Here is a 23,405-nt window from a genome sequence, read left to right as displayed (position 1 = left end):
GATGTTTAATGGCACTAAATATACGACAATCTGAGAGTCTAAAAAAAGCATCTATATTTAGATGCTTTAAAAATAAAAAAGTATTTACTTGTTTAAACCTAACCAATCTCTCGGTTTTAAATAATAATCAGTGAGGCGTTTTTCGATCGAATCCGCATCCCATTCAGGGCGATAAGACCAACCTGCGAGATTCGGTAAACTCACTAAGATGGACTCAATCCGTCCACCTGTTTGTAGACCGAATAAAGTGCCACGGTCATAAACTAAATTATACTCAACATAACGACCACGGCGATACAGTTGGAATTCACGTTGCGCTTCGGTATAAGGCTGCTCACGATGCTTTTCAAAAATCGGTAAGATCGCTTCTAAATAACCATTACCCACCGCTTGTATATATTTAAAGCAGGTTTCGAAATCCCATTGGTTGAGATCATCAAAGAACAGACCACCTACACCACGTTGCTCATCACGGTGTTTTAGATAGAAATAATCATCACACCATTGTTTATGTTCTGCATACACATCATCACCAAATGGTTGACATAGGTCATACGCCGTTTGATGCCAGTTTTGAATGTCTTGATCATCTGGATAGAATGGCGTGAGGTCAAAGCCACCACCAAACCACCACACAGGATCTTGCCCTTCAGGTTCAGCCACAAATAAGCGTACGTTGGCATGTGAGGTTGGGATATTTGGATTTTTCGGGTGAATGACCAGTGACACACCTAAAGCCTGAGCCTTTGCACCAGCGATTTGTGGGTGGCGTTCAGTGGCAGAGGCGGGAAGCTTGCTGATATTGATGTGGGAGAACATCACTCCACCTTTTTCAATCACTTCACCATTTTGCAAAACCCGTGAGCGACCACCGCCACCCTCGGTTCGTTGCCAATCATCAATGATAAACTCAGCGGTTCCGCCGCCTGCACGTTCCTGTTGCTCTAGTCCTGCACAAATTCGTGCTTGTAGATCGAGTAAAAACTCGCGTACACGTTGAATATCAGCTGAAGTTGGATGCTGCATGATGATCCTCTTGAGGTGATCTAGGAATTAGTGATATCAAAGCATAAAACCATAATAAAAGTAAGGGATTTTTATAAGAATAAAAATCCCTTACTTACTTTATCTTTATTAATTTATAAAAATGAATTAAAAATCATCCTTTTGATAAAGATGATCCATACGCTCACGTTTAGTTTTTAAATATTGCTCATTGAATGGATTATGTCCAACCGTCAGTGGAACACGCTCAATGACTTTAATACCAAGATCAGTCAATGCTTTCAATTTTAAAGGGTTATTGGTGATCAGTTTCACTTCTTTGACTTGAAGGTGATCGAGCATAATGCTGCACATATCATAACGGCGCGCATCGGCAGGCAGGTTTAATAATAAGTTTGCATCAACGGTATCATGACCTTGATCTTGTAAGGCATAGGCACGGATTTTATTGGTTAAACCAATACCGCGACCTTCTTGGCGTAGATATAAAATTACGCCTTGTCCTGTCTCATTAATCAACTGTTGTGTGGCTTGTAATTGTGGGCCACAATCACATTTAAGCGACGCGAAAGCATCACCTGTTAAGCATTCTGAATGGATACGGACTAATACTGGCTGTGTTGGATTCGTATCTAAACCTTTCGAAAGCGCCACATGCTCTTCGCCCGTTTCAGGGTCTTGAAACACAGAAATATTGAAGTCACCAAAAGCAGTTGGTAGCTTTGATGTTGCAATAAATTCAATCGGCACAGAGAGCTCACTCGTATCATAAAAACAATCAAAGTATAGCTTAATGTGTGAAGATTGCGTGAATCGGAATTTCTGATTTTTCACATAAGTTTTTCTTTTTCATAGAAAGCACACAATAATGGTTGATAAACAGTGACATAATTCAGGATAATCTGCGAGCCAGTCCTTTAGATTGGTCTAAGAATGTTCAGCACTGCATCATTCGCACATGTGGCTGATTGAAGGTAGATCATATTTAATTGTATGATTGCCCCCATTTAACCCAGCTTCGGATTTGCCAGGCTTAAAAAGGCTTTGCCACATTATGTTGTATACCGAAATTCCAACTCAACGTCCTGTGACGCTACTGTTAGATGAAATTGATCATCCGCAACAGTTACGACAGCTCGCGCAAAGCCAACTCGCACAAGTGGCGGATGAGTTACGTCAATATATTTTGTATGCAGCAGGACAAAGTGGTGGTCACTTCGGCGCAAATCTAGGTGTCATTGAACTTACTGTTGCCTTACATTATTGCTTTAATACGCCACGAGATCGTTTGGTTTGGGATGTGGGGCATCAAGCTTATCCGCATAAAGTTTTAACTGGTCGCCGTGAGCAAATCACAACAATTCGCAGTAAAAATGGCTTGGCCGCTTTTCCAGCGCGAGAAGAATCTGAATTTGATACCTTTGGTGTAGGACATTCATCGACGGCAATTTCTGCTGGTTTAGGAATGGCACTGGCTCGTCGTTACCAAAAAGATCCATGTGATGTGGTGGCGATTGTGGGTGATGGCGCAATGACAGCGGGTATGGCATTTGAAGCCATGAACGATGCAGTTGCTCATGATGCAGATTTGATTGTGGTCCTCAATGACAATGATATGTCGATTTCATGCAGCACAGGTGGTTTTGCAAAACATCTAGCCGCGATTTGGGAGTCAGGTCAGCTTGTCAATGTGAATGAGTTGGGTGAAGCCTATATTCAGCCACATCCGAAATGGACTTATAACTCGCGTTTACATCAGTCCGCAACTGATGCAGCAGACAATTTATTTAAAGCAATTGGTTTTGATTATTTTGGCCCATTTGATGGTCATGATGTCGAGCAACTCGCGCAAGTTTTTCATGCGTTGAAAAAGCGTAAAGGGCCGCGTTTAGTTCATATTTATACCAAAAAGGGCAAAGGTTTTGCTCCAGCAGAAGCAGATCCAATCACGTACCATGCAATTACTAAAATTGCACCAGCAGTATCCGCACCAATAAAAAAATCACCTCCAAAATATTCTGATGTATTTGGACAGTGGTTGTGCGATGAAGCTGCTCAAGACGAGCGCTTACTGGCGATTACGCCAGCGATGTGTGAAGGATCGGGCATGGTGAAATTTGCCCAGCAATATCCTGAACGTTTTTTTGATGTCGCAATTGCAGAGCAACATGCAGTGACATTAGCAGCGGGTATGGCATGTGAAGGTTTGAAACCAGTCGTTGCAATCTATTCAACTTTTTTGCAACGCGGTTATGATCAATTGATCCATGATGTTGCATTACAAAATTTAGATGTGACTTTTGGTATTGATCGTGCAGGTTTAGTCGGTGAAGATGGTCCAACGCATGCTGGTGCATACGATTATGCCTTTATGCGTACTGTCCCGAATATGGTGATCATGGCACCAAAAGATGAAAATGAATGTCGACAAATGCTACATACCGCCTACCTGTATAATGGACCGGCTGCGGTTCGTTATCCACGTGGTGCAGGGGTGGGTGTCGACATCCAAGAAAACATGACTGCATTGGAGATTGGTAAAGCTGAGGTCGTTGCAGAATTTAATGTAGATGCAGTACAACAGATCAGTATTTTGGCTTTTGGTAGCCGAGTGACAGCATCAGTCCAAGCCGCCGAGTTATTTGCAAATAAACATCCAATCGGTATCCGTGTCATCAATATGCGTTTTGTGAAACCGCTTGATGAACAAATCATTCGTGATTTAGCTGCTAATACACAGCTTTTTGTCACTGTTGAGGAGCATGCTGTGATGGCAGGTGCGGGTAGTGCAGTAAATGAATTTTTGGCACAGGCTAAAATTGTTAAACCAATCTTGAATTTGGGTCTGCCAGATACGTTTTTACTTCAAGCAACACATCAACAAATGTTGCAAGACTGTGGCTTAGATGCGTCTGGTATTTTTAAGTCAATTGAGCAAGCTTGGTTTTAATCAATAAAACCAAATAAATGCAGGTGGATTTGATATTAGCGATTGCCCACTAAATTTTTAGCAACATTTTTTCCCTAAAAGCGCTCAGATTTGATAGAATGTGGGCGCTTTTATGCATTATTCTTTGTCAAAATCTTCGAAATTTGTAGTGGGTGTTCAATGGAACCTATGGTGGTTATGGCTGCGCGTGCGGCTCAAACAGTTGGTCAAGAGCTTTTAAAGGCACATCAAAATCGTCATAAACTCGATTTACAAGTTGAAGATAAAGGCATTGATGGTCCAGTGACGCGTGTTGACCGTTACTTGGAACAACTTACTATCGATACTCTCCGTAAAAGTTATAAAAACCATAGTTTTCATGGTGAAGAGTTTGGATTTCAAGAAGGTAAAGGACACGATGCTGATTGGTGTTGGGTTATTGATCCTTTAGATGGCACACAAAACTTCATTAATGGTTTCCCGCATTTCTGTATTTCTATCGCTGTACAACACAAAGGCGTAACGCAACACGGTGTGATCTACGATCCAGTACGTGATGAATTATTCTCAGCAAGTCGCGGTCGCGGCGCGGTCATGAATCAACGTCGTATTCGTGTGAATACAAGTGAAACTTTAGAAAATACCTCCCTTGCTGTTGGTCATCCATTCCGTGCACAACGTGATGGAGAAATCGTTTCCTATGCTGAACAACATTTTGCTTCATTATTGGCTGTGACTAAAGCAGGTGCACACATCCGCCGTGCGGGTTCTGCTGCTTTAGATTTGGCTTATGTTGCAGCGGGTCGTTTTGATGGTTTCTTTGAGTTGGGCTTAAAACCGTGGGATATCGCTGCGGGTGAGTTGATTGTGAAAGAAGCTGGCGGTGCGATGGTTGATGCTCGTGGTGGTAATGATTCATTTGAAAATGGCCAAGTGATTGCTTGTTCATTGAAAATGTTAAAACCATTGATGCAAGCAGTTGTTCCTGCTTGGGGTGTTGCTGCGAAATAATTCGAATTTCTGAAAAGCCCTCAAACTTTGAGGGCTTTTTTATGCGAGATCGGAAAATTAAGGTGAAATAAATTGCTGATCTATTTTATTGGTCCCGGTGGCGTGGGCAAGACGACAATATCGAATTATTTCGACAGACGTTAGGCCTGACAGGTTGCTCAAAACGTTAGAGTGATGTTGGAAACATGAGGCTAAGTACTTATTGATAAATAATGTATATAAGGTATATTAATTAAATAACTGATAAATGGCTTATTTTTGTTGAAAGATCGCTTGTTAGGCGATAAATAAAGACAACTTAATAGGAAAAACAATTAAAAAGCGTGACATTCTTAAACTTTCTGCTATACTCCGCCCACGCACTGAAATTCCAGTTCATTACCTGAACATTCTGTTCTATTCATATTTTGCGCTCGCTGTCCATAGAGAGGACCACATCTTGCGCCCAAATCGCTTAGCGATTCTTCAGGTTGAAGCAGTAATCAAGCGTGCGTTTAGTCCACATCGTCGTTATTCGGATCGCCGCTGAATCTCATTTATTTTCAGCTTGAGTCGCTTTGCCGCCTGTTGCCGATGTCTATTTTTTGTATTTATTAAAATGGAGCACCCACAAGGGTGAAACTCTCTATGAGCAAAACTTTTGCCGAATTTTCATTACATGAAACCTTACAACAAGCGCTTGAAGGTTTAGGTTTTACAACCCCAACTCCTGTACAAGAACAAGCAATTCCTGCTGCGTTAGAAGGAAAAGATTTATTGGTTTCTAGCCAGACAGGTTCTGGTAAGACAGCAGCATTTTTATTGCCTACACTTAACTCTTTAGCGGGCGAAGAAGCATTTGCTTCTTTTAAAGACCGTATGAAAGCAGTGACTCAACCTACGATTTTAGTTATTTCTCCTACTCGTGAGTTGGCACAACAAGTAAGTCAAGATGCGATTGCATTGGTACGTCACATGAAAGGTGTTCGTATTGCTGCGATTATGGGTGGTATGCCTTTTGGTAAACAAATTCAACAGCTTAAAGGTGCGCAAGTTGTCGTTGCAACGCCTGGTCGTTTGCTTGATCTTGTTAACCGTCGTCAAATTAAATTAGATAAAGTTGAATCATTAATCGTTGATGAAGCAGACCGTATGCTTGATCTAGGTTTCTCTGAAGATCTAGAAGCAATTGGTGAATTGGCTGCAAATCGTAAACAAACATTGATGTTCTCTGCGACATTTGCAGATCGTATTATTCGTCTTGCTGAACGTATGATGAATAACCCTGTACGTATCGCAATCGAAACTGGTCATAGTACCAATACTGATGTTACTCAAACATTGCATTGGACTGATGGTTTCGAACACAAGAAAAAATTACTTACGCATTGGTTGTCTGATGAATCAGTAGATCAAGCAGTTGTATTTGCGAGCACGCAAGAAGATACCGATATGCTTGCTGAAGAGTTAGCTGAAGCGGGTCATTCTGTTGTTGCGTTGCACGGTGCAATGCCACAAACGGTTCGTAACCGTCGTTTACGTAGTATCCGTGAAGGTCGTGCAAAAATCTTAGTTGCGACTGATGTTGCAGCGCGTGGTTTAGACGTACCAACCATTTCTCACGTAATTAACTTCGGTTTACCAATGAAAAATGAGGACTATGTACACCGTATCGGTCGTACAGGTCGTGCAGGTCGTTCAGGTCAAGCAATTACTTTAGCGACTTACCGCGAGCGCGGTAAAATCCGTGCTTTAGAAGATTATTTAGATGCACGTTTAAGTGTTTCTGAAATCGAAGGTTTAGAGCCATCTCCACCTCCTGCTCGTTCAGGTCGTGATGGTGGTGGTCGCGGTCGTAGTGGTAATGGCGGTGGCGGTGCTGGTCGTGGTCGTAGCGGCAATGGTGGCGGCGGTCGTCGTTTTGAAGGCGAAAGCAACTTCAAACGTCGTGAAGGTGGTGATGACCGTCCACGTCGTAGCTTTGATGATAAACCACGTGGTGATCGTCCATCTTATGGTGATGATCGTCCTAAGCGTGATTTTGGTGATCGTCCACCACGCCGTGAAGGTGGGTTTGGTGATCGTCCACAACGTAGCTTCGGTGGCGAAGATCGTCCACGCCGCGACTTTAACTCAGACCGTCCACGCCGTGAAGGTGCTGTAGATGATCGTCCTAAGCGTGATTTTGGTGATCGTCCACCACGCCGTGAGGGTGGTTTTGGTGATCGTCCACCACGTCGTGAAGGTGGTTTCAATGATAAACCGCGTTTTGAATCAAATGATGACAACCGTGGTAACCGTGTAGATTATAAACCACGTCGTGAGGGTGGTTTTGGTGACCGTCCTAAGCGTGATTTTGGTGATCGTCCAGCAGCTCCACGTGAAGGTGGTTTTGGTGACCGTCCTAAACGTAGCTTTGGTGGTGATGATCGTCCAAAACGTACTTTCGGTGGTGAAGACCGTCCTAAGCGTACTTTCGGTGGCGAAGATCGTCCAAAACGTACTTTTGGTGGTGAAGATCGTCCTAAGCGTACTTTCGGTGGTGAAGATCGTCCGAAACGTGATTTTGGTGATCGCCCAGCAGCACCGCGTGAAGGTGGCTTCGGTGGTGACCGTCGTCGGAAAAACGATTATTAATTGATAAAAAAGAAGCCAGTTGAAAAACTGGCTTTTTTATTTATGCATAGTCATGTAAAATAATAAAAATGTGCACTAGTTCAAACTTTGAATAAGAAATGAATAGGATGAAACAAAACAACAGCTTTTTAAATCAAATATGGTCTTTTACCTGTAATGAAGGACTACCGTGTCTTTTTGTCATTATGATGCTGTGTAATGGTTTATTTTTTGCCTATGCGGTTTTTGATCAAAGTAATCCCGATCGTTTAAATGCGAATTTTCACCAAACTACCAGCGAAGTTGATTCAAAGAATAACTACATAAACTAAATCATCTTGATACATCCCTTATCAAAATAAAAACAACGATTTAATCTTTCGGTGTATAGTATGCGTGCATAAAAAGTGCAGGAATGAATGCCATTATGAATAACAAATCTCCTCTCGATGCTGAAGCCTTAATTGAAGTTACAAACTTGAGCTTTAATCGAGGAGACCGCGTCATTTATGACGATATCAGCCTTAAAATTCGACGTGGTCAAATCACAGCAATTATGGGACCATCTGGTACGGGTAAAACCACTTTATTGCGGTTGATTGGAGGACAGCTCAGTCCTGATCAAGGTAAGGTTTTACTTGATGGTAAAAATATTGCATCAATGTCACGTCTTGAGTTGTTCGCTGCACGTGCGCGTATGGGAATGTTATTTCAAAGTGGCGCATTATTTACAGATATGTCTGTGTATGAAAATGTTGCATTTCCGATTCGAGCACACACAAAGTTGCCTGAACACCTAATTGCAGAGTTGGTGGCATTAAAGCTTGAGTCTGTCGGGTTACGCGGTGCTGAACAACTCATGCCTACAGAACTATCGGGCGGGATGAATCGCCGCGTTGCTTTAGCACGTGCCATTGCACTTGATCCTGAATTGATTATGTATGACGAACCATTTGCAGGCCAAGATCCGATCGTGAAAGGGATTTTGACGCGTTTGATTCGTTCACTACGAGAAGCATTAGATTTAACCACAATTATTGTTTCGCATGATGTGGCAGAGACTTTGTCGATTGCAGATTACATTTATGTGGTTGCAGAAGGAAAAATTCAGGGCGAAGGTACACCTGAACAATTAAAAACACATGCTTCACCATTTGTTCGTCAGTTTTTAACAGGTTCAGTTGAGGGACCTGTCGAATATCAATTTACTCACCAAGCTTATTTAGATAACGAGGTTCGTCCATGAATGCGATTGCCTGGTTAGGTAGACTCGTTATTGAGCGAATAAAGGGGATTGGTGCTGCGTCACTGATGCTCCTACAGATTTTATTTTCAATGCCATCGAAAGGTGGTTTTCAACGCTTTATTTATCAGATGTATCGTGTTGGGGTGATGTCTTTATTGATCATCTCAGTTTCTGGTTTATTTATTGGCTTAGTATTGGGTTTACAAGGTTACTCGATTTTGGTCAATGTCGGCAGTGAAGCAATGCTAGGCACCATGGTGTCTTTAACTTTGCTGCGTGAACTTGCACCTGTGGTTGCTGCGTTGTTATTTGCAGGACGTGCAGGCTCAGCTTTGACGGCTGAAATTGGCTCGATGAAACAGAGTGAGCAACTGGCCAGTATGGAAATGATTGGTGTTGATCCATTGCGCCAGATTGTATCTCCACGCTTATGGGCAGGGATCGTGAGCTTGCCGATGTTAACCGTGATTTTTGCTGCGATTGGTATTATCGGTGGCAAAATGGTCGGCGTCGATTTCCTCGGTGTGGATGAAGGTTCATTCTGGGGGGGTATGCAAAGTAGTGTGCAGTTCGGACACGATGTTGTAAATGGCATTATTAAAAGTATTGTTTTTGCTCTGATTTGTACATGGGTGGCGGTGTATCAAGGTTATGCCTGTGATCCAACTCCCGAAGGTATCGCGACATCTATGACCAGAACAGTCGTATATTCTTCACTTTGTGTATTAGGTTTTGATTTCGTGTTGACTGCGGTCATGTTCGGAGGGATTTAATGAAATCACGTATTAGTGAGCTGGCCGTTGGTGTTTTTGTCATTATCTTCGGTATTGCCTTATTTTTTCTTGCGATGAAAGTCAGCGGCTTAGCAGGTACCAACCTGCGTGATAGTTATAGTATGACGGCTCAATTTGACAACGTAAATGGTTTAAAAGCACGTGCAAAAGTGACCATGAGTGGTGTAACGATTGGTCGTGTTGAATCTATTACACTTGATCCAGTCTCGCGCCTCGCAACCGTCAAATTTGATTTAGATGGTAAACTCACCAGCTTCAATGCAGAGCAGCTAAAAGTAGTGCAACAAAATGCGCTTGAAGAATTGCACTATAGTTCGGACTATCAGCAAGCTGATGCGACGAAACAAAAAGCAATGGAACAGCAACTGATCAGTAACATGACCTCCATTACCAGTCTCGATGAAGATGCTTATATAATGGTAGCAACCAATGGCTTATTGGGTGAGAAATATTTGAAAGTCATTCCAGGTGGTGGCGTTGACTACTTAAAACGTGGTGATGTGGTTTCAAATACCCAAGGCACAATGGATCTAGAAGATTTAATCAGTAAGTTTATTACGGGTGGTGGTGCAAGCAAAGTTGCGTCAGGCACTGAGACTTCAGTAACACCGTCAGATGCCGAACCATCTTTTGCTGAATAATCGTATTTAGGAGTTTTTAAAGTGAACACATTATTGAAACAAACTCTAACGGCAAGCGTATTGTCAGCTATGCTTGCAACTACAGCTTTTGCAGCTCCGACAGAGACGCCCCCTGATTTTGTTAAACGTGTAGCAGATGGTTTAGTCAATCGATTAAAAGCAGATCACGCAAAGTTGCAGAATAATCCGAAATTAGTTAATACGATTATTCGTCAAAACCTTGATCCGTTTGTTGATTCACAAGCTTTTACACGTATCGTGCTAGGAACGTATGCTAATAATCAGCATACCAATGCAGCGCAACGTGCTCAGTTTGAGAAAAACTTCCGTGAAGTGATTATTGAAAACTACGGTAGTGCATTTGCAAAATATACCAATCAAAGTTATACCATGCGTCCTTATAAAGTCAGCAACAGCAAAAATCCAGTTGTGACTTTGGACTTTTTAAACAATGGTGAAAAGATTCCAGTATCATTCCAATTGATTGATAAAGGCGATCAATGGAAAATCCGTAATGTGAATGTGGCAGGGATCGACTTAGGTTTGCAATTCCGTAATCAGTTTGCTGCTACGGTTCAGCGTAATGGTGGTGACATCAATAAAGCGATTGCAACTTTTAAACCTGATGCAGATGCTGCAGTCACTAAAAAATAAGTAGGTGAAGGGTGATTCAGTATATTGATCAGCAACTTATCGTTCCTAAGACGATCGATTTTGAAAATGCAGAGCAGGTTTACCAATCAGGCTTAGCGCATATTCAACAACATCAGCATTTTCCTTTGATTGTTGATCTTGCTCAGCTTGAACAGGGCAGCACCTTGTCTCTCGCTGTATTAGTGCAATGGTTGCGTCAAACCCCTGAAAGTAAAGGGCTGCATTTTAAAAATGTCCCTGAGAAAATGCTGAAAATCATCCAAGCTTGTCATTTAGAAGATGACCTTATTTTGATTTGATATTGTATGAATCGAAAAAAGAGCTTTTTTATAAAGCTCTTTTTTTATATTTATGATTTTGGAAAGGCTGAAAAAAGAGCCTGACAAGTTGGATATTTTGTGTGTAATTTTTTGAGATAATAAGATTGATCGTATGCTAAAAAACCATCTAGTAATTTTATGGATGTGGTGTGGTCATCATGACAATTATTATTTTTTCGGTTCCACGCTAGGAACGGTACAATTGGCTGGTCTATAGATAGGATATTATTTTGACACTGTAACAGTGCTAAAGAACCCACAGTATAGTTTTGTGGTTTATCTTGATTAGGGGCGTAGGCTAAACCAATGATTAAATCATTCTTTTTTATATTTTTAAGTGGGAACTGACTCTGCCATTGTTTCGGCTTTGAACGCATTATCCATGTCCTAAAGCCTTGGAAGATAAAACGGGAATTACTTATAGTTAAGTGGTAATGATCTGTAGATGCTATCTTCTGAACAGCTTGTAGACGTGCAATAAACACGTCATCTGGTGAATACGGTGCACAAGCAAAAGCTGTTGGAGGGAATAGAATCGATCCTAGAATAGGCATACTCAAAAAAAGAGAATTGCCTTTCATGCTAAATCCATTTCTTCCAGCGGAAATAAAGTGTTGGTCCAGTTAAAAATGTTAAAACCAATGTAATCACAATCCAAAAGCTTGTATCCCCTTGCGCAAAAGGCAAAACATCGGTGTTCATGCCATAAATACTGGCAATTAACATCGGTGGCGCAAGCATACTTGGTAAAATTGAGAAACGTTTAAAGGTCTCATTCATTTCAGTATTTGCAAAACCAGTGGTGATATCGAGTAAGAATTTAAGTTTTTGAAACAGGAACGCATTATGTTCTAGTAAAGAACGAACATCCTCACTCATTTCTCGAATATCTGCATCATATATATGGCTACCCAAGGCGCGTGGACGTGACAGAAAAGACAACACACGACGTAAGTCTGTAAGACAGAGTTGTGCTTTTCCCAACATATCTTCTTGATGCGCGAGGTTTGTGATCATGTCGTCAAGATCAAGAATTTGTTCACGGTGATGATCATTCAGGACTTCTGCGGAGTACTCTTCAAGATAACGGTGGGTGTCTTCTAAGATATCTGAAAGTTCATCTAGTTTAGCTTCCAATAAGCCTAATAAAATCCAAACTGGATCTTTATAGTCCATCTCATAATCATTACGTCTCGCTCTTGCTCGAAATGCTCGAAATGCGACTAATTTTTCACCACGGAGTGTGATGAGTCGGTTTTTCTCAAGCAAGAAAGCAACTGTATGTACGGTTGCTGCAAGGGTATTTTCAAGATCTTCTTGTTCTCGATCTGACTGGAAATTTTTGTTCTTGGTGAGAAAGTAAGTACTGATATGTAAAATACCTTCATCATCACGATAAAAACGTGCTGATGAGGAAATGTCTTCAAGTGATTTTAGGGTGGGTAGATTGCGATCGTAGGCCTCGAGAACCCATTGTTGTTCTTCTTGGGATGGCGCAATTAGGTCAATCCAAACCAACTCTGGGTGTAGATCAAATCCACCATTGATTGTTGCATCTTCTAGACTACCGCGCTCTGTGGCATAAAAGGCTTCAAGCATGTCTTTTTTCCTCGCGCAGTCAATATAAGGCCTTCTGCATTTTACAGAAAGTCAGCGTGTATTTTAGACAAGGATGAAACGAAAAACACTTGCCTAAACGTTATTTTCTCAAAAAACATGTTTTGTAGCTTACTTTAGCAGCATGACAATTGGATAAAACAATTTTATTACTGAGAGTTTCATCTATTCTTTTGCTCATTCTACACGCAGTCATGATTTCATTTATTTTTAAATGGCTTTAATGCTGGCATAAGAGTAGAAAGTAGCTTAATGAGGATAAATATAGCGTTGCGGAGCATGCATGTTTATTGGGTTGTTTTCTGCATTTTCGAGATCTAAAATAGCCTGCTATTGAAACTCATGTTCGAGGAAGTCTCATTGAAAACGATTACTGTTGCTGCCGCGATTATCTTGAACGATCAGAATCAATTATTATTGGTTCGTAAACAGAATACACAGGCATTTATGCAAGTCGGCGGTAAATTAGAAGAAAATGAAGCCCCCGAGCTTGCGATTCAGCGTGAGATTTTGGAAGAAATTGGTTGTGAATGTGAGATTAAACAATTTGTTGGACAGTTTGAAACTGCCGCAGCCAATGAGCCAGATCATGTTTTGGTGAGTTATGTTTATTCGGTTCAATTAAAACAAAAGCCGCAGATTGCAGCTGAAATTGCTGAGATGAAATGGATTGATTTGACTGACCAAGCAACACGATTGGCGCCACTGACTAGCGAAGTGGTGATTCCATGGTGTCAGCAAAATCGATTGAGCTAGAGCGTTCTTTTAATTGTCCCGCCGCGAGACATGCGGCATAAATCTTCTGACAGCCAAGTTGTTCTAAAGCCTGAGAAAGTGCGGTGATAGAGCTGCCTGTGGTCATCACATCATCTAAAATCAGCACAGTTCTATAGCGAATTGTATTGGATGATTTGGCAACAAACAGCTGTTCAATATTCTCCAATCTTTCTAAGCGTGATAATCCTTTTTGCGAATGTTGTGCCAAGCGCTGTATCGGTTGCCAAACAGGGATGTTTAATGTTTTACCGAGCGCTTTGGCTAATAGTAGTGTTTGATTGAAACCTCGTTCTACTAAACGATCGGTTGAAATGGGCATCGGAACGATTGCGTGGACTTTTGGAAGTCGAAGCTGTAACAACAAACCATTTAATAATCTTTGATGCTGTAATTTTTGCTCATATTTGAACTGTTGAATAATACGATTGATCGGATAGTCATAATGACAAGCGACATATACTTGTTGTTGATTGCGTTGGATTTGTTGTTTTAACCACGGCAATTGTTGCCAACAGCTTTGACAAACACCGAAATGTTGCTTGATGCCGACCTCACATAGACTACATGGCGTCACATAATCAAAAAGTTGTTGTGCGTGTGTACTGAGAGATTTAAACATAGGCATAACGCGGTGCTTTAGGTAACCAGCGTTTGAGTAATCCTGCTGCGTGTTGTGGGTAATCTTTTAAAATTTGTTCCGCAACGTAGTGTGCTTGAGTTAGTAGGTGGTCATCACGTTCTAAGCTTGCAACACGAAAGCCCATATCACCAGTTTGTTTGGTACCTAATAGCTCGCCAGGCCCCCGTATTTCTAAGTCTTTTTCAGCAATCACGAAACCATCATTACTTTCACGCAAAATAGAAAGCCGCTCCTGACCATTTTGCGACAAAGGGACTTTGTACAATAATGCGCAGAAACTCGCAGTGGCGCCACGTCCCACGCGACCACGGAGTTGGTGGAGTTGTGAAAGTCCTAAACGTTCTGCATTTTCAATCACCATAATCGATGCATTGGGAACGTCCACACCAACCTCGATGACAGTAGTGGCAATGAGCAGTTGTAGTTGGTTGTCTTTAAAGGCTTGCATGACTGATTGCTTCTCATCGGCTTTCATTTTTCCATGCACCAGTCCGATATTTATATCGGAAAAGCGTTCTCTAATTTCTTGATAGGTAGCTTCTGCGGCTTGCGCATCTAAGGTCTCAGATTGCTCAACCAAGGTACAGACCCAATAGGCTTGTTTACCTTCGCGGCAATTGGTTGCGATTCGTTGTAGGACTTGTTCACGACGATCCAGTGGAATAGTAACGGTTTGAATCGGTGTACGTCCTGGTGGCAGTTCATCAATAACCGATGTATCTAAATCACCATAAGCACTCATGGCGAGGGTACGGGGAATAGGGGTTGCCGTCATGACCAACTGATGTGGCGTAAATTGATCTACGCCTTTATTTCTAAGTGCAAGGCGCTGATCCACGCCGAAGCGATGTTGTTCATCAATGATTACTAAGCCAAGTTTGGAAAACTCAACATTGTCTTGGAATAGCGCATGTGTGCCGACGATGAGCTGCGAATGTCCTTCTTTAATCTGTTGTTCGGCGTGCGTACGTGCTTTGCCTTTCTGTTTGCCCGATAGCCATGCAACTTGAATACCCAACGGCTCGAACCAACGTTTAAAGTTCAAATAATGCTGTTCAGCTAAGATTTCAGTTGGCGCCATCAATGCCACTTGCCAATCTGCTTCTAGCGCATGACAGGCCGCTACTGCAGCGACTAAGGTTTTACCTGCACCGACATCGCCTTGAACTAAGCGTAACATTGGTTGATCTTGTTTTAGATCTTGTAAAATTTCTTTAGAAACGCGTTTTTGCGCATTGGTCATTTGAAAGGGGAGCGCTTCTAAGAGTTTTTTTGCTAGAACTTTGCTGCTGCTAAAACGTGGCGCAGCGATCTGTCGAATAAAAGCACGACGAGTAAGTAAACTAATCTGGTGAGCCACTAATTCTTCAAAGATTAAGCGTTGCTGTGCGGGATGTGAGCCTTGATTGAGTTGCAGCATATTGGCATCAATCGGCGGTTCATGAATGTAATGTAGCGCTTGTTTGAGTTCATAGCCATTGCTGTATTTACTCGGTAGCAGTTCAGGCAGATCATCACTATGATGTTTTAAAGCCTGACGAACATATTCACGTAACTTTGGTTGTGTCAGACCTTCAGTACTTGGATAAATCGCGGTGAGCTGCGTTTGAGGCAATGCGGTATGCTGGTGGATGACTTGGATTTCGGGGTGATACAGTTCTAAACCACGGGCACCAACGCGCACTTCACCAAAGATACGTAATCGAGCACCCATTTGGATGCGATCTGTTAAGCCTTTATAGATATGATAAAAACGCAAAGTAACTTTGCCGAAATCATCTTGCAATAAAGCGGCAAGGGATTTTTTCTTTCCCGGTGGGAAATCGACGGATCTGACCTCACCTTCAAGCAAATAGCTGCGTCCAACAACCAACTGATTCATCGGAATAATCGTGCTACGATCTTCATAGTCACGGGGAAGATGAAACAATAAATCATCCGTGCTAAAAATATGAAGCTTTTCTAATAAGGTTGCTGCGCTAGCACCAACGCCTTGTAACTGCTGGACTGAACTCATATTTGATCAAGGACATGTATGCATATTTTATTTATTGGTTATGGTAAAACATCTCAGCGTGTCGCTAAACACTTATTTGAGTGTGGTCACCACATTAGCACAATTAGTCGCAGTGAAAAAACAGATTGTTATGCGACTCATGCTATTCAAGACGTGCAGCGACTTGATTTAACAGCATTTCGTCCAATTGATGTGGTTTACGTGATTCTCGCACCATCTCAAAGTGGCGTTGATGCTTATCAACAGACGTATGTTGATAGTGTTGAGCCGATTGTTCGGGCTTTAAAATCACATCCAGTACAACGCATCATTATCGTTTCTTCAACTCGGGTCTATGGGGAAAGTGCTGGTGAGCGAATCGACGACGAGACGTTGATTCAACCTGCGGATGAGCAAGGGCATTTGCTGCGTAAAATGGAGCTTCTATGGCAAGCATACTATCCACAACACAGTATCATCGTTCGACCAGCGGGAATTTACGGAATATCGATTGTTCGATTAAAAAAACTGGCACAACAGACGCTTACTTATCCTACAGTTCATTATAGTAATCGGATTCATATCGATGACTTAGCCAAGTTTTTGGCTATGTTAGCTGATCTTCCAGAAGTAGAATCCAGTTATATTGTCAGCAACAATATTCCTTTACCGATGCATGAAATTCTACTTTGGTTTCAGCAACAACTTGATTTACCTCCTTTACAGCTTGTATCTAAACAACATACGGGCAAGCGAATTTATGCGACGAGACTGACGAGAACATCTTTTAAATTTGACCATTTGATTTGCTTTAATGACTATGCTGAGGCGCTATTGGCACATAGTAATAAATGAAATTTTGATTAAAATGTGACGTAGTTGTTCTTTTTGGATGGGATTCTTGATTTTTAATATCTGTGAGTACAGGGCTCATTGAAGCCGATATGTGCACATGGATTGCGCTAAGACATTAAGGGGTATATATGAAAAAAATAATTTGCTCGATGTTACTTGGCTTAATGACGACAATGAGTTGGGCGAGTGAAAAGGTATGGTGTGTATTTGATCCTTTGAGTACACAGGGGGATATTAGTCGCCGTTTACATGATATTCGATTATATGCGCAACATAGCCAAGTCCAATTGAAATTTAAAACTTTCAAAAATGAAAACGAGGCGATTCATGCATTTGATCAAAAAGAATGTTCGGGTTTGGTCGCATCGAATTTTAATACCTATCGTTATAATCAATTTATGGGGAGCACCAGTGGTATTGGTCTCATTCCAAATAATCGTACGGCACGTGTGTTTATACAGCTGTTTACCAATTCGAATGTCGAAAAACGTATGATTGGTTCCGAGTATGAAGTGGTTGGCATGATTCCAATCGGTACGGTCTATATGATCATGAATACCCAGAAGATTCAGAAAGTCTCTCAACTTAAGAATAAGACTATTGGGATTTTGGTGGATAATCCACCGCAACTAGCATTGGCGAAAAGTGTGGGCGCAAAACCTGTTTATGTGGATTTTGCCAATGCCATAGATTTATTCAAACAGAAGAAAATTGATATCTTAGGTGCGCCAGCTTATGGCGTGTTGCCATATAACCTCAAGAAGGAATTTGGTGAAGCGACCCAAGTAGTCAATTTCCCATTAGCTTATTTTGCTGTCAATATTGTGATCCGCCCTCAGGGATATCCAGCGGGTTTTGGTCAGAATATTCGAACTTGGTTTGTCAAAAATAGCCATGTGTTGGCTGCACAAGCAATTCAATGGGAAAATCAATTGCCTGCGTATTATTGGGCGGACATTTCAGCTTATGAAAAGCAAGGTTATGATGCTTTGGTAATGCGAATTCGTAATCGTTTTGTGGCATCTGGCTATTATGATGCTTATTTTGTTGAACTAATCAAACGTTTACGGTGTTTGGATGAACCCAAATACATCGAATGTCGGAGATAGATAAACAATAACGGCAACCGAAGTTGCCGTTATTGTTTTTGCTTTTAAGCTTTTTTACGTTTGAGGCGACGTTTGGCTTGTTGTGATGCCATTGCTTCTAAAGCAGTTGCAAGTTCTTCATCACTGAATGTGGTGATGTGTTGCAACATTTGTAAGGTGGTTTCATCTAAGACAAGTCGCGCACCTGCAGCCATTTCGCTGAAGTTATCATCATATTCAATGAAACCTTGTTCATTATTGCGAATATAATTTTGCTGCGTTAAGACTTTAATAAAACTTTGGAAAAGAGATTTATCAAAGAATTCTGGTGAGTTGAATTCATAAAGCACAGATAAGCGCTGACCTAATAAATGACTTAACTCTTCAACTTGCTTGGTCGAAATATTGCCAGAACCACGTTGTGTAATCAGGGCAAGCGTCATGTAGTAGCGTTCTAAACTTTGTTTCACTGGCATCGCCAAAGTTAAAAGCTTTTGATGCTCTTCACTATTTGGTGTAGGGCTCAGCAAGTTGTCATCATGATCTTGGAAAATCAGACCTAGCTCAACCAGCGCATCGATATAACTATCAATGTGTTGCTGTAGTTCAGATGGCTGCCATTTCATAAATAGCTCGGCTTTTAAGAACGGATACAAGGTACGAATTACATTGCTAAGATCTGATTTATTAATCTTACCGTTATGCTCAACCAATGACGCAACCAAAGACGGCAATACAAAGGCATGCAAAATATTATTACGGAAATAGGTGAGCAGTACTGCTTGGTTATCTTCAATCGCAATAATATCGCCCAAGACATGCTGAACACGTTTGATCAGTTTAAGTTTTAAACCATAAGCAATGATTTCTTTACCTGATAATGATGTCACTTGGGTACGTTCATCATAAGGCTGTTGGGTGACGAGGTCTCGGTAGATATCGAGCTGTTTTATACAGATTTCCTCGTCTAGCGTATGTTTTGGTGTCGCCAATAACACCAAAGAAAGCAATGAAACAGGGTTAACAACTACAGCACGGTTGATGTTTTCTAAAATCAGATTGGCAGAGCTTGCAACCACATTAGATATTTCGGCTGAAATAGGCGCATCATTTTTTTCGACGTGAACATTGTCTGCTTGATGCTGTTTTAAAATATCATCCAAGAAAACAGGTTCACCAAAGTTGACATGAACTTTACCGAAGATTCTTTCAATTTTACGTAAGGTTTTTAAGATACCAAAAATAGATTCAGCTTCTTTTGGTTTACCTTGCATTTCACCAACGTAGGTCGCGCCTTCCATCAAGCGTTCATAGCCAATATAAGTAGGTAAGAATACGATCGGTTTGGCAGGTCCACGAAGGTGACCTTGAATGGTCATTGCCAACATGCCTGTTTTAGGTGGAAGTAAACGTCCTGTACGGGAACGTCCGCCTTCAATAAAGTATTCGATCGGTGTGTTACGAGATAAAATGCTATATAAATATTCTTTAAATACAGATGTGTAAAGTGCATTACCGCGGAAAGAGCGGCGAATAAAGAATGCGCCACCACCACGTAATAACTGCCCCACAAACGGCATATTTAAATTATCACCCGCAGCGATATATGGAATCATCAAGCCGCGTTTATAAATCACATAGGACAATAATAAATAGTCGATATGGCTACGATGACATGGGGTATAGATAATTTCATAATCTTTTGCCAGCTCACGCACGGTACTAAAGTTATGTACTTCAACACCGTCATAGAGTTGCGTCCATAACCGTGTCAGCGCCATATCGGCAAAACGCACAGCGGAAGCAGAATAGTCTGAAACGATTTCATTGACATAACCAATGGCACGACGTTCAGCCTCTAGCATGCTGATTTTATGATGGATGCTTTCACGGCGAATCGCATCTTGCACATCTGGTGCTTTGACCACGGACTGCATGACATTGCGGCGATCAGACAAATCAGGACCGAGCACAACTTCACGTTGTTGATCTAGATAAGTATCGAGTGAGCTTGCAATATACGTTGCAGGAGAAATATTTGGATGCTGTGTTTTGGCGTAATCGACCAATTCACGTAAACATTGGGGGTCATGGAATTCTAAGTAGGATTGACGACCATGTAAGCCAATATTGACCAGTTGCTTTACTGTACTCGGTGTTGCCCAAGTATCTGAAAATAATAATTTGAACCAAGAATCTTCTTTATCTGGAGAGCGTCCCCAAAGTACGGTCACAGGGATCAATTGAACTTCAATGTCAGGATTTTGCTCAAGGGCTTCGATCAGTTTTAATAAGCGCGGAGGATAAGTTTGGGTATTGAAGAAAATATTATCGTTCTGATGTAAAAAAAGGACTGAATTTTTTTCTTGATAGTTGCCAAAACTCAAAGGATCTAGCGCAGGTTTCAGCTTAAGGCGACGCGTCTCACCATCGACCACCAGCGCATTACTATGCGAATAATTTTGTAATACATAGCATACGATTTTATTTGGATCGGCTGGGCTTTGTTCTGTTGTGGTGGATTCTACAGGAACTTCACCAAGAACATGCGGGGTTACCACAAGGTCAAGTAACTTACTCGAAAGTTGACGATACATTTGACCAAATCCTGTCTTGGACATTACGAACTCCTAAATATAACCCTAACATCAAGTCATGATGAACACGACATTCTGCTGTATTCTGACATAAAACGGTATGCTATTTTCTGACAAAATATAGCGTATTTGGTAGATTTTATCGTTAAAAATCGTATTTTTAGCGGGTATAAATATAATAATGCGATGGGTAAATCATTTTATCTTGGCTACAATCTATATTAATCGACTAATCTCGATTAAGATGATTATTCTTGCTCCGCCCTAAGTTTTAAGCAAAATATCGCTTAGCTACGGCTCTCGTTATTTCTCCCCCATTGTTGTAAAAAGGTGATTACATGAATGCTTTAACGCAAGAACTCGTTGAGCTTTTGACGCTAGAAAGGCTGGAAGCCAATATCTTTCGGGGCAATAGCCGCAACTTGGTTGGCAAACGTGTATTTGGTGGGCAAGTGCTTGGGCAAGCATTAAGAGCAGCGTCATATACCACAAATCGTCCTGCGCATTCTTTACATGCTTATTTTCTTTATGGCGGGGATGTGGATGCTCCGATTATTTATGAAGTTGATTCGCTTCGAGATGGGAAAAGCTTCGCTAGTCGACAAGTGCGAGCGATTCAACATGGGCGTACTATCTTTTCGGCAATGGTTTCTTTTGCCAATCCTGAAGAAGGCTTAAATTATCAACATAAAGAACCAGAATATCCTGCACCTGAAAGCTTGAAGTCGGAAAATGAACTGAAAGAAGCGATGATTAATTTTGTCCCTGAAAATGTTCGTGCCAGTTTTATGCGTGAACGTCATGTGGAAATTCGTCCAATTCAGCCAGTTAATCCTTTTCAACCGCAGCCTGAAGCACCGTTTTATGCACATTACATTCGAACCCATGGTGATATTGCTAAAAATGTAGATGAAATCTCATTGCATCAAGCGATCGTGGCATTTTATTCAGATTTCACACTGATGACCACAGCATTGCGTCCTCATGGCTTGTCATGGATTTCTCCAAATCTACAGTGTGCCAGTATTGATCATACGATTTATTTCCATCGCCCATTGCGTGCAGACGAATGGATGCTTTATGAAATGGAGGCGACCATTAGTGCGAGTTCTCGCGGGCTCAATTTTGGTCGGATGTGGCAAAATGGGCAGTTGGTCTGTAGTACGGTCCAAGAAGGTTTGATTCGGCTCAGAGAAATCGAAACCCAATAACAAATAAATTTATACTAAGGCCATCATTCTGATGGCTTTTTTATGATATAGATGTGACAAAAAATTGCTCGATTCTTCAACATGAGCATGCCATAGTAGCAATAAGTTAAAAAACTTTATCAAGCATAATGAATTTAAATACACAGATTTTACTGGCCGCTGTGCTCGGTGTGGCATTTGGTTTTTTGTTAAATGCTTACCCACAAACGATATTCGTTGACTATAGTTTATATGGGCTCGGTATTTTAAGTAGCATCTTCATTGGTTTGTTGAAAATGCTATTGATTCCATTGATCTTTAGTTCAATTGTGGTCGGTGTTTCAAACTTACAAGCAGGTGGGCAATTTGGCCGCGTCTGGAAAATCACAGCGCTGAGTTCGATCACCACCACCACTTTGGCGCTGATTCTCGGCATCAGCTGCGCACATCTTTTTGACGTGGGCAAGGGAATTGATATTCAAATTTTCCAAGCCGAGATGCAAAGTCATCAAACCCCTGACACGCTAACACCCTCTAGTTTTTTGACCAATTTTGTACAAAACACCCTGATCAACCCATTTAAAGCTTTTAGTGAAGGCAATGTTTTGGCGGTGGTCGTGTTTGCATTATTTTTGGGTGTTGCGTTAGTTAAAGGTGGAGAACGTTTTGCGCTGGTACGGAATAGCTTTCAACAATTCTTTGAAATGATGATGATGCTGGTGGGTTGGGTGATGAAACTTGCGCCGATCGGCATTTTCGCATTACTCGCCAAACTGATCGCCAGTGAAGATCTTTCCGTATTGAGTCGTTTAGTTGAATTCGCGGCTGTGGTCACAGGAACCACCATTTTTCATGGTCTTGTTGTATTACCATTATTGTTGTGGATATTCGGTCGAATGGATCCGATTACCTTTTTTAAAGGAGCTAGGGCAGCATTGGTGACTGCTTTTGCAACCAGTTCTAGTTCAGCGACCATGCCGCTTAGTTTGAAATGTGCACAAGAAAATCTTGGTGTTAGACCACAAACCGCAGGTTTTGTTATTCCTTTAGGCACGCAACTCAACATGGATGGTACGGCACTGTACGAAGCAGCGGCAGCATTGTTTATTGCCAATCTGATGGGTTTGGATTTATCTATCACCCAACAGATTATTGTCTGTTTGGTGGCGATTGTTGCTTCTTTAGGTGCGCCTGGGATTCCAAGTGCTGGCATGGTCACCATGATTATGGTGTTGCAATCTGTGGGTTTGCCTGCAGAGGCGATTGCAATTTTACTGCCTATTGATCGTTTATTAGATACAGTGCGTACAGTGGTAAATGTGCAGGGCGATATGATGATTAGTGTAGTGGTTGATCGGCATACACCTGAGTAAAAAAGCATAAATGACAGCAGTTGAGCGATAGATCGTATATCGCTCAAACAGAGAGATTTATGTCAGTCTGATTGGAA

General features: G+C 41.5%; 20 protein-coding genes. 13 read left to right on the top strand and 7 right to left on the bottom strand.

Going from position 1 to position 23,405, the window contains the following annotated elements:
• Nucleotides 1–84: 84 nt before the first annotated feature.
• Entirely contained in the window at nt 85–1,026 is a 942-nt protein-coding gene (gene hemF / locus EAH57_RS03580) for an oxygen-dependent coproporphyrinogen oxidase (protein WP_121928864.1), read from the bottom strand.
• A 126-nt stretch (nt 1,027–1,152) separates the two neighbouring features.
• Nucleotides 1,153–1,755 carry a GTP cyclohydrolase II gene (gene ribA / locus EAH57_RS03575; RefSeq protein WP_121929125.1) on the bottom strand — a complete coding sequence of 201 codons (603 nt, stop codon included), beginning with the start codon at nt 1,753–1,755 and terminating at the stop codon, nt 1,153–1,155.
• Nucleotides 1,756–2,059: 304 nt separating this feature from the next.
• Here ribA and dxs point away from each other — a divergent pair, with 304 nt between their 5' ends.
• From dxs to EAH57_RS03530, 8 genes are all read left to right on the top strand, one after another.
• Complete coding sequence (gene dxs / locus EAH57_RS03570) at nt 2,060–3,955, top strand: 1-deoxy-D-xylulose-5-phosphate synthase (RefSeq protein ID WP_121928863.1); 1,896 nt, start codon at nt 2,060–2,062, stop codon at nt 3,953–3,955.
• 159 nt (nt 3,956–4,114) lie between these two features.
• Nucleotides 4,115–4,945, top strand: coding sequence for an inositol monophosphatase family protein (locus tag EAH57_RS03565; RefSeq protein ID WP_121928862.1), 831 nt, complete (start codon nt 4,115–4,117; stop codon nt 4,943–4,945).
• Between the two features lie 627 nt (nt 4,946–5,572).
• On the top strand, nt 5,573–7,561 hold the full coding sequence (locus tag EAH57_RS03560; RefSeq protein ID WP_004673051.1) for a DEAD/DEAH box helicase: 1,989 nt from the start codon (nt 5,573–5,575) through the stop codon (nt 7,559–7,561).
• A 406-nt stretch (nt 7,562–7,967) separates the two neighbouring features.
• Nucleotides 7,968–8,786, top strand: a complete 819-nt coding sequence (locus tag EAH57_RS03550; protein WP_005193731.1) for an ABC transporter ATP-binding protein — start codon at nt 7,968–7,970, stop codon at nt 8,784–8,786.
• Nucleotides 8,783–9,559 (top strand): lipid asymmetry maintenance ABC transporter permease subunit MlaE, encoded by a 777-nt coding sequence (gene mlaE, locus EAH57_RS03545; protein ID WP_121928861.1) that lies wholly within the window; start codon nt 8,783–8,785, stop codon nt 9,557–9,559. Before EAH57_RS03550 ends, mlaE begins: the two co-directional genes overlap by 4 nt.
• Nucleotides 9,559–10,221 carry an outer membrane lipid asymmetry maintenance protein MlaD gene (locus EAH57_RS03540; protein ID WP_121928860.1) on the top strand — a complete coding sequence of 221 codons (663 nt, stop codon included), beginning with the start codon at nt 9,559–9,561 and terminating at the stop codon, nt 10,219–10,221. The genes mlaE and EAH57_RS03540 overlap by 1 nt, the downstream gene beginning before the upstream one ends.
• Before the next feature lie 21 nt (nt 10,222–10,242).
• Nucleotides 10,243–10,875 (top strand): MlaC/ttg2D family ABC transporter substrate-binding protein, encoded by a 633-nt coding sequence (locus tag EAH57_RS03535; RefSeq protein ID WP_121928859.1) that lies wholly within the window; start codon nt 10,243–10,245, stop codon nt 10,873–10,875.
• Nucleotides 10,876–10,886: 11 nt separating this feature from the next.
• A complete protein-coding gene (locus EAH57_RS03530; protein ID WP_005193728.1) occupies nt 10,887–11,174 on the top strand; it encodes an STAS domain-containing protein in 288 nt (95 codons plus the stop codon).
• A 50-nt stretch (nt 11,175–11,224) separates the two neighbouring features.
• On the opposite strand, the gene EAH57_RS03525 is transcribed toward EAH57_RS03530, so the two are convergent.
• Together EAH57_RS03525 and EAH57_RS03520 are read right to left on the bottom strand one after the other, a co-directional pair.
• A complete protein-coding gene (locus EAH57_RS03525; RefSeq protein WP_121928858.1) occupies nt 11,225–11,776 on the bottom strand; it encodes a hypothetical protein in 552 nt (183 codons plus the stop codon).
• A gap of 1 nt (nt 11,777) precedes the next feature.
• On the bottom strand, nt 11,778–12,794 hold the full coding sequence (locus EAH57_RS03520) for a CorA family divalent cation transporter (protein ID WP_004673037.1): 1,017 nt from the start codon (nt 12,792–12,794) through the stop codon (nt 11,778–11,780).
• Between the two features lie 378 nt (nt 12,795–13,172).
• On the opposite strand from EAH57_RS03520, the gene EAH57_RS03515 reads away from it, so the two are divergent.
• Entirely contained in the window at nt 13,173–13,568 is a 396-nt protein-coding gene (locus tag EAH57_RS03515; RefSeq protein WP_171407367.1) for an NUDIX hydrolase, read from the top strand.
• Here the strand turns inward: EAH57_RS03515 and EAH57_RS03510 are convergent.
• Together EAH57_RS03510 and recG are read right to left on the bottom strand one after the other, a co-directional pair.
• Nucleotides 13,522–14,208, bottom strand: coding sequence for a ComF family protein (locus EAH57_RS03510; RefSeq protein ID WP_121929124.1), 687 nt, complete (start codon nt 14,206–14,208; stop codon nt 13,522–13,524). The two genes, EAH57_RS03515 and EAH57_RS03510, sit on opposite strands and share 47 nt — an antisense overlap.
• On the bottom strand, nt 14,201–16,246 hold the full coding sequence (gene recG, locus EAH57_RS03505) for an ATP-dependent DNA helicase RecG (protein ID WP_121928856.1): 2,046 nt from the start codon (nt 16,244–16,246) through the stop codon (nt 14,201–14,203). The genes EAH57_RS03510 and recG overlap by 8 nt, the downstream gene beginning before the upstream one ends.
• A gap of 18 nt (nt 16,247–16,264) precedes the next feature.
• Here recG and EAH57_RS03500 point away from each other — a divergent pair, with 18 nt between their 5' ends.
• Both EAH57_RS03500 and EAH57_RS03495 read left to right on the top strand, forming a co-directional pair.
• Nucleotides 16,265–17,080, top strand: a complete 816-nt coding sequence (locus EAH57_RS03500; protein ID WP_121928855.1) for an NAD-dependent epimerase/dehydratase family protein — start codon at nt 16,265–16,267, stop codon at nt 17,078–17,080.
• 128 nt (nt 17,081–17,208) lie between these two features.
• Nucleotides 17,209–18,189 (top strand): putative solute-binding protein, encoded by a 981-nt coding sequence (locus EAH57_RS03495; protein ID WP_121928854.1) that lies wholly within the window; start codon nt 17,209–17,211, stop codon nt 18,187–18,189.
• 44 nt (nt 18,190–18,233) lie between these two features.
• Here EAH57_RS03495 and plsB read toward each other — a convergent pair whose 3' ends face one another.
• Nucleotides 18,234–20,789, bottom strand: coding sequence for a glycerol-3-phosphate 1-O-acyltransferase PlsB (gene plsB / locus EAH57_RS03490; protein ID WP_121928853.1), 2,556 nt, complete (start codon nt 20,787–20,789; stop codon nt 18,234–18,236).
• Between the two features lie 314 nt (nt 20,790–21,103).
• On the opposite strand from plsB, the gene EAH57_RS03485 reads away from it, so the two are divergent.
• Nucleotides 21,104–21,976 carry an acyl-CoA thioesterase gene (locus EAH57_RS03485; RefSeq protein ID WP_121928852.1) on the top strand — a complete coding sequence of 291 codons (873 nt, stop codon included), beginning with the start codon at nt 21,104–21,106 and terminating at the stop codon, nt 21,974–21,976.
• A gap of 128 nt (nt 21,977–22,104) precedes the next feature.
• Nucleotides 22,105–23,328, top strand: a complete 1,224-nt coding sequence (locus EAH57_RS03480) for a dicarboxylate/amino acid:cation symporter (protein WP_121928851.1) — start codon at nt 22,105–22,107, stop codon at nt 23,326–23,328.
• Nucleotides 23,329–23,405 lie beyond the last annotated feature (77 nt).

Source organism: Acinetobacter sp. 2JN-4 (assembly GCF_003687745.1).
In the GTDB taxonomy this organism is placed as follows: domain Bacteria; phylum Pseudomonadota; class Gammaproteobacteria; order Pseudomonadales; family Moraxellaceae; genus Acinetobacter; species Acinetobacter halotolerans.
The sequence above is the reverse complement of the archived record's forward strand: the minus strand, read 5'-3'. Positions and strand labels throughout refer to the sequence as shown.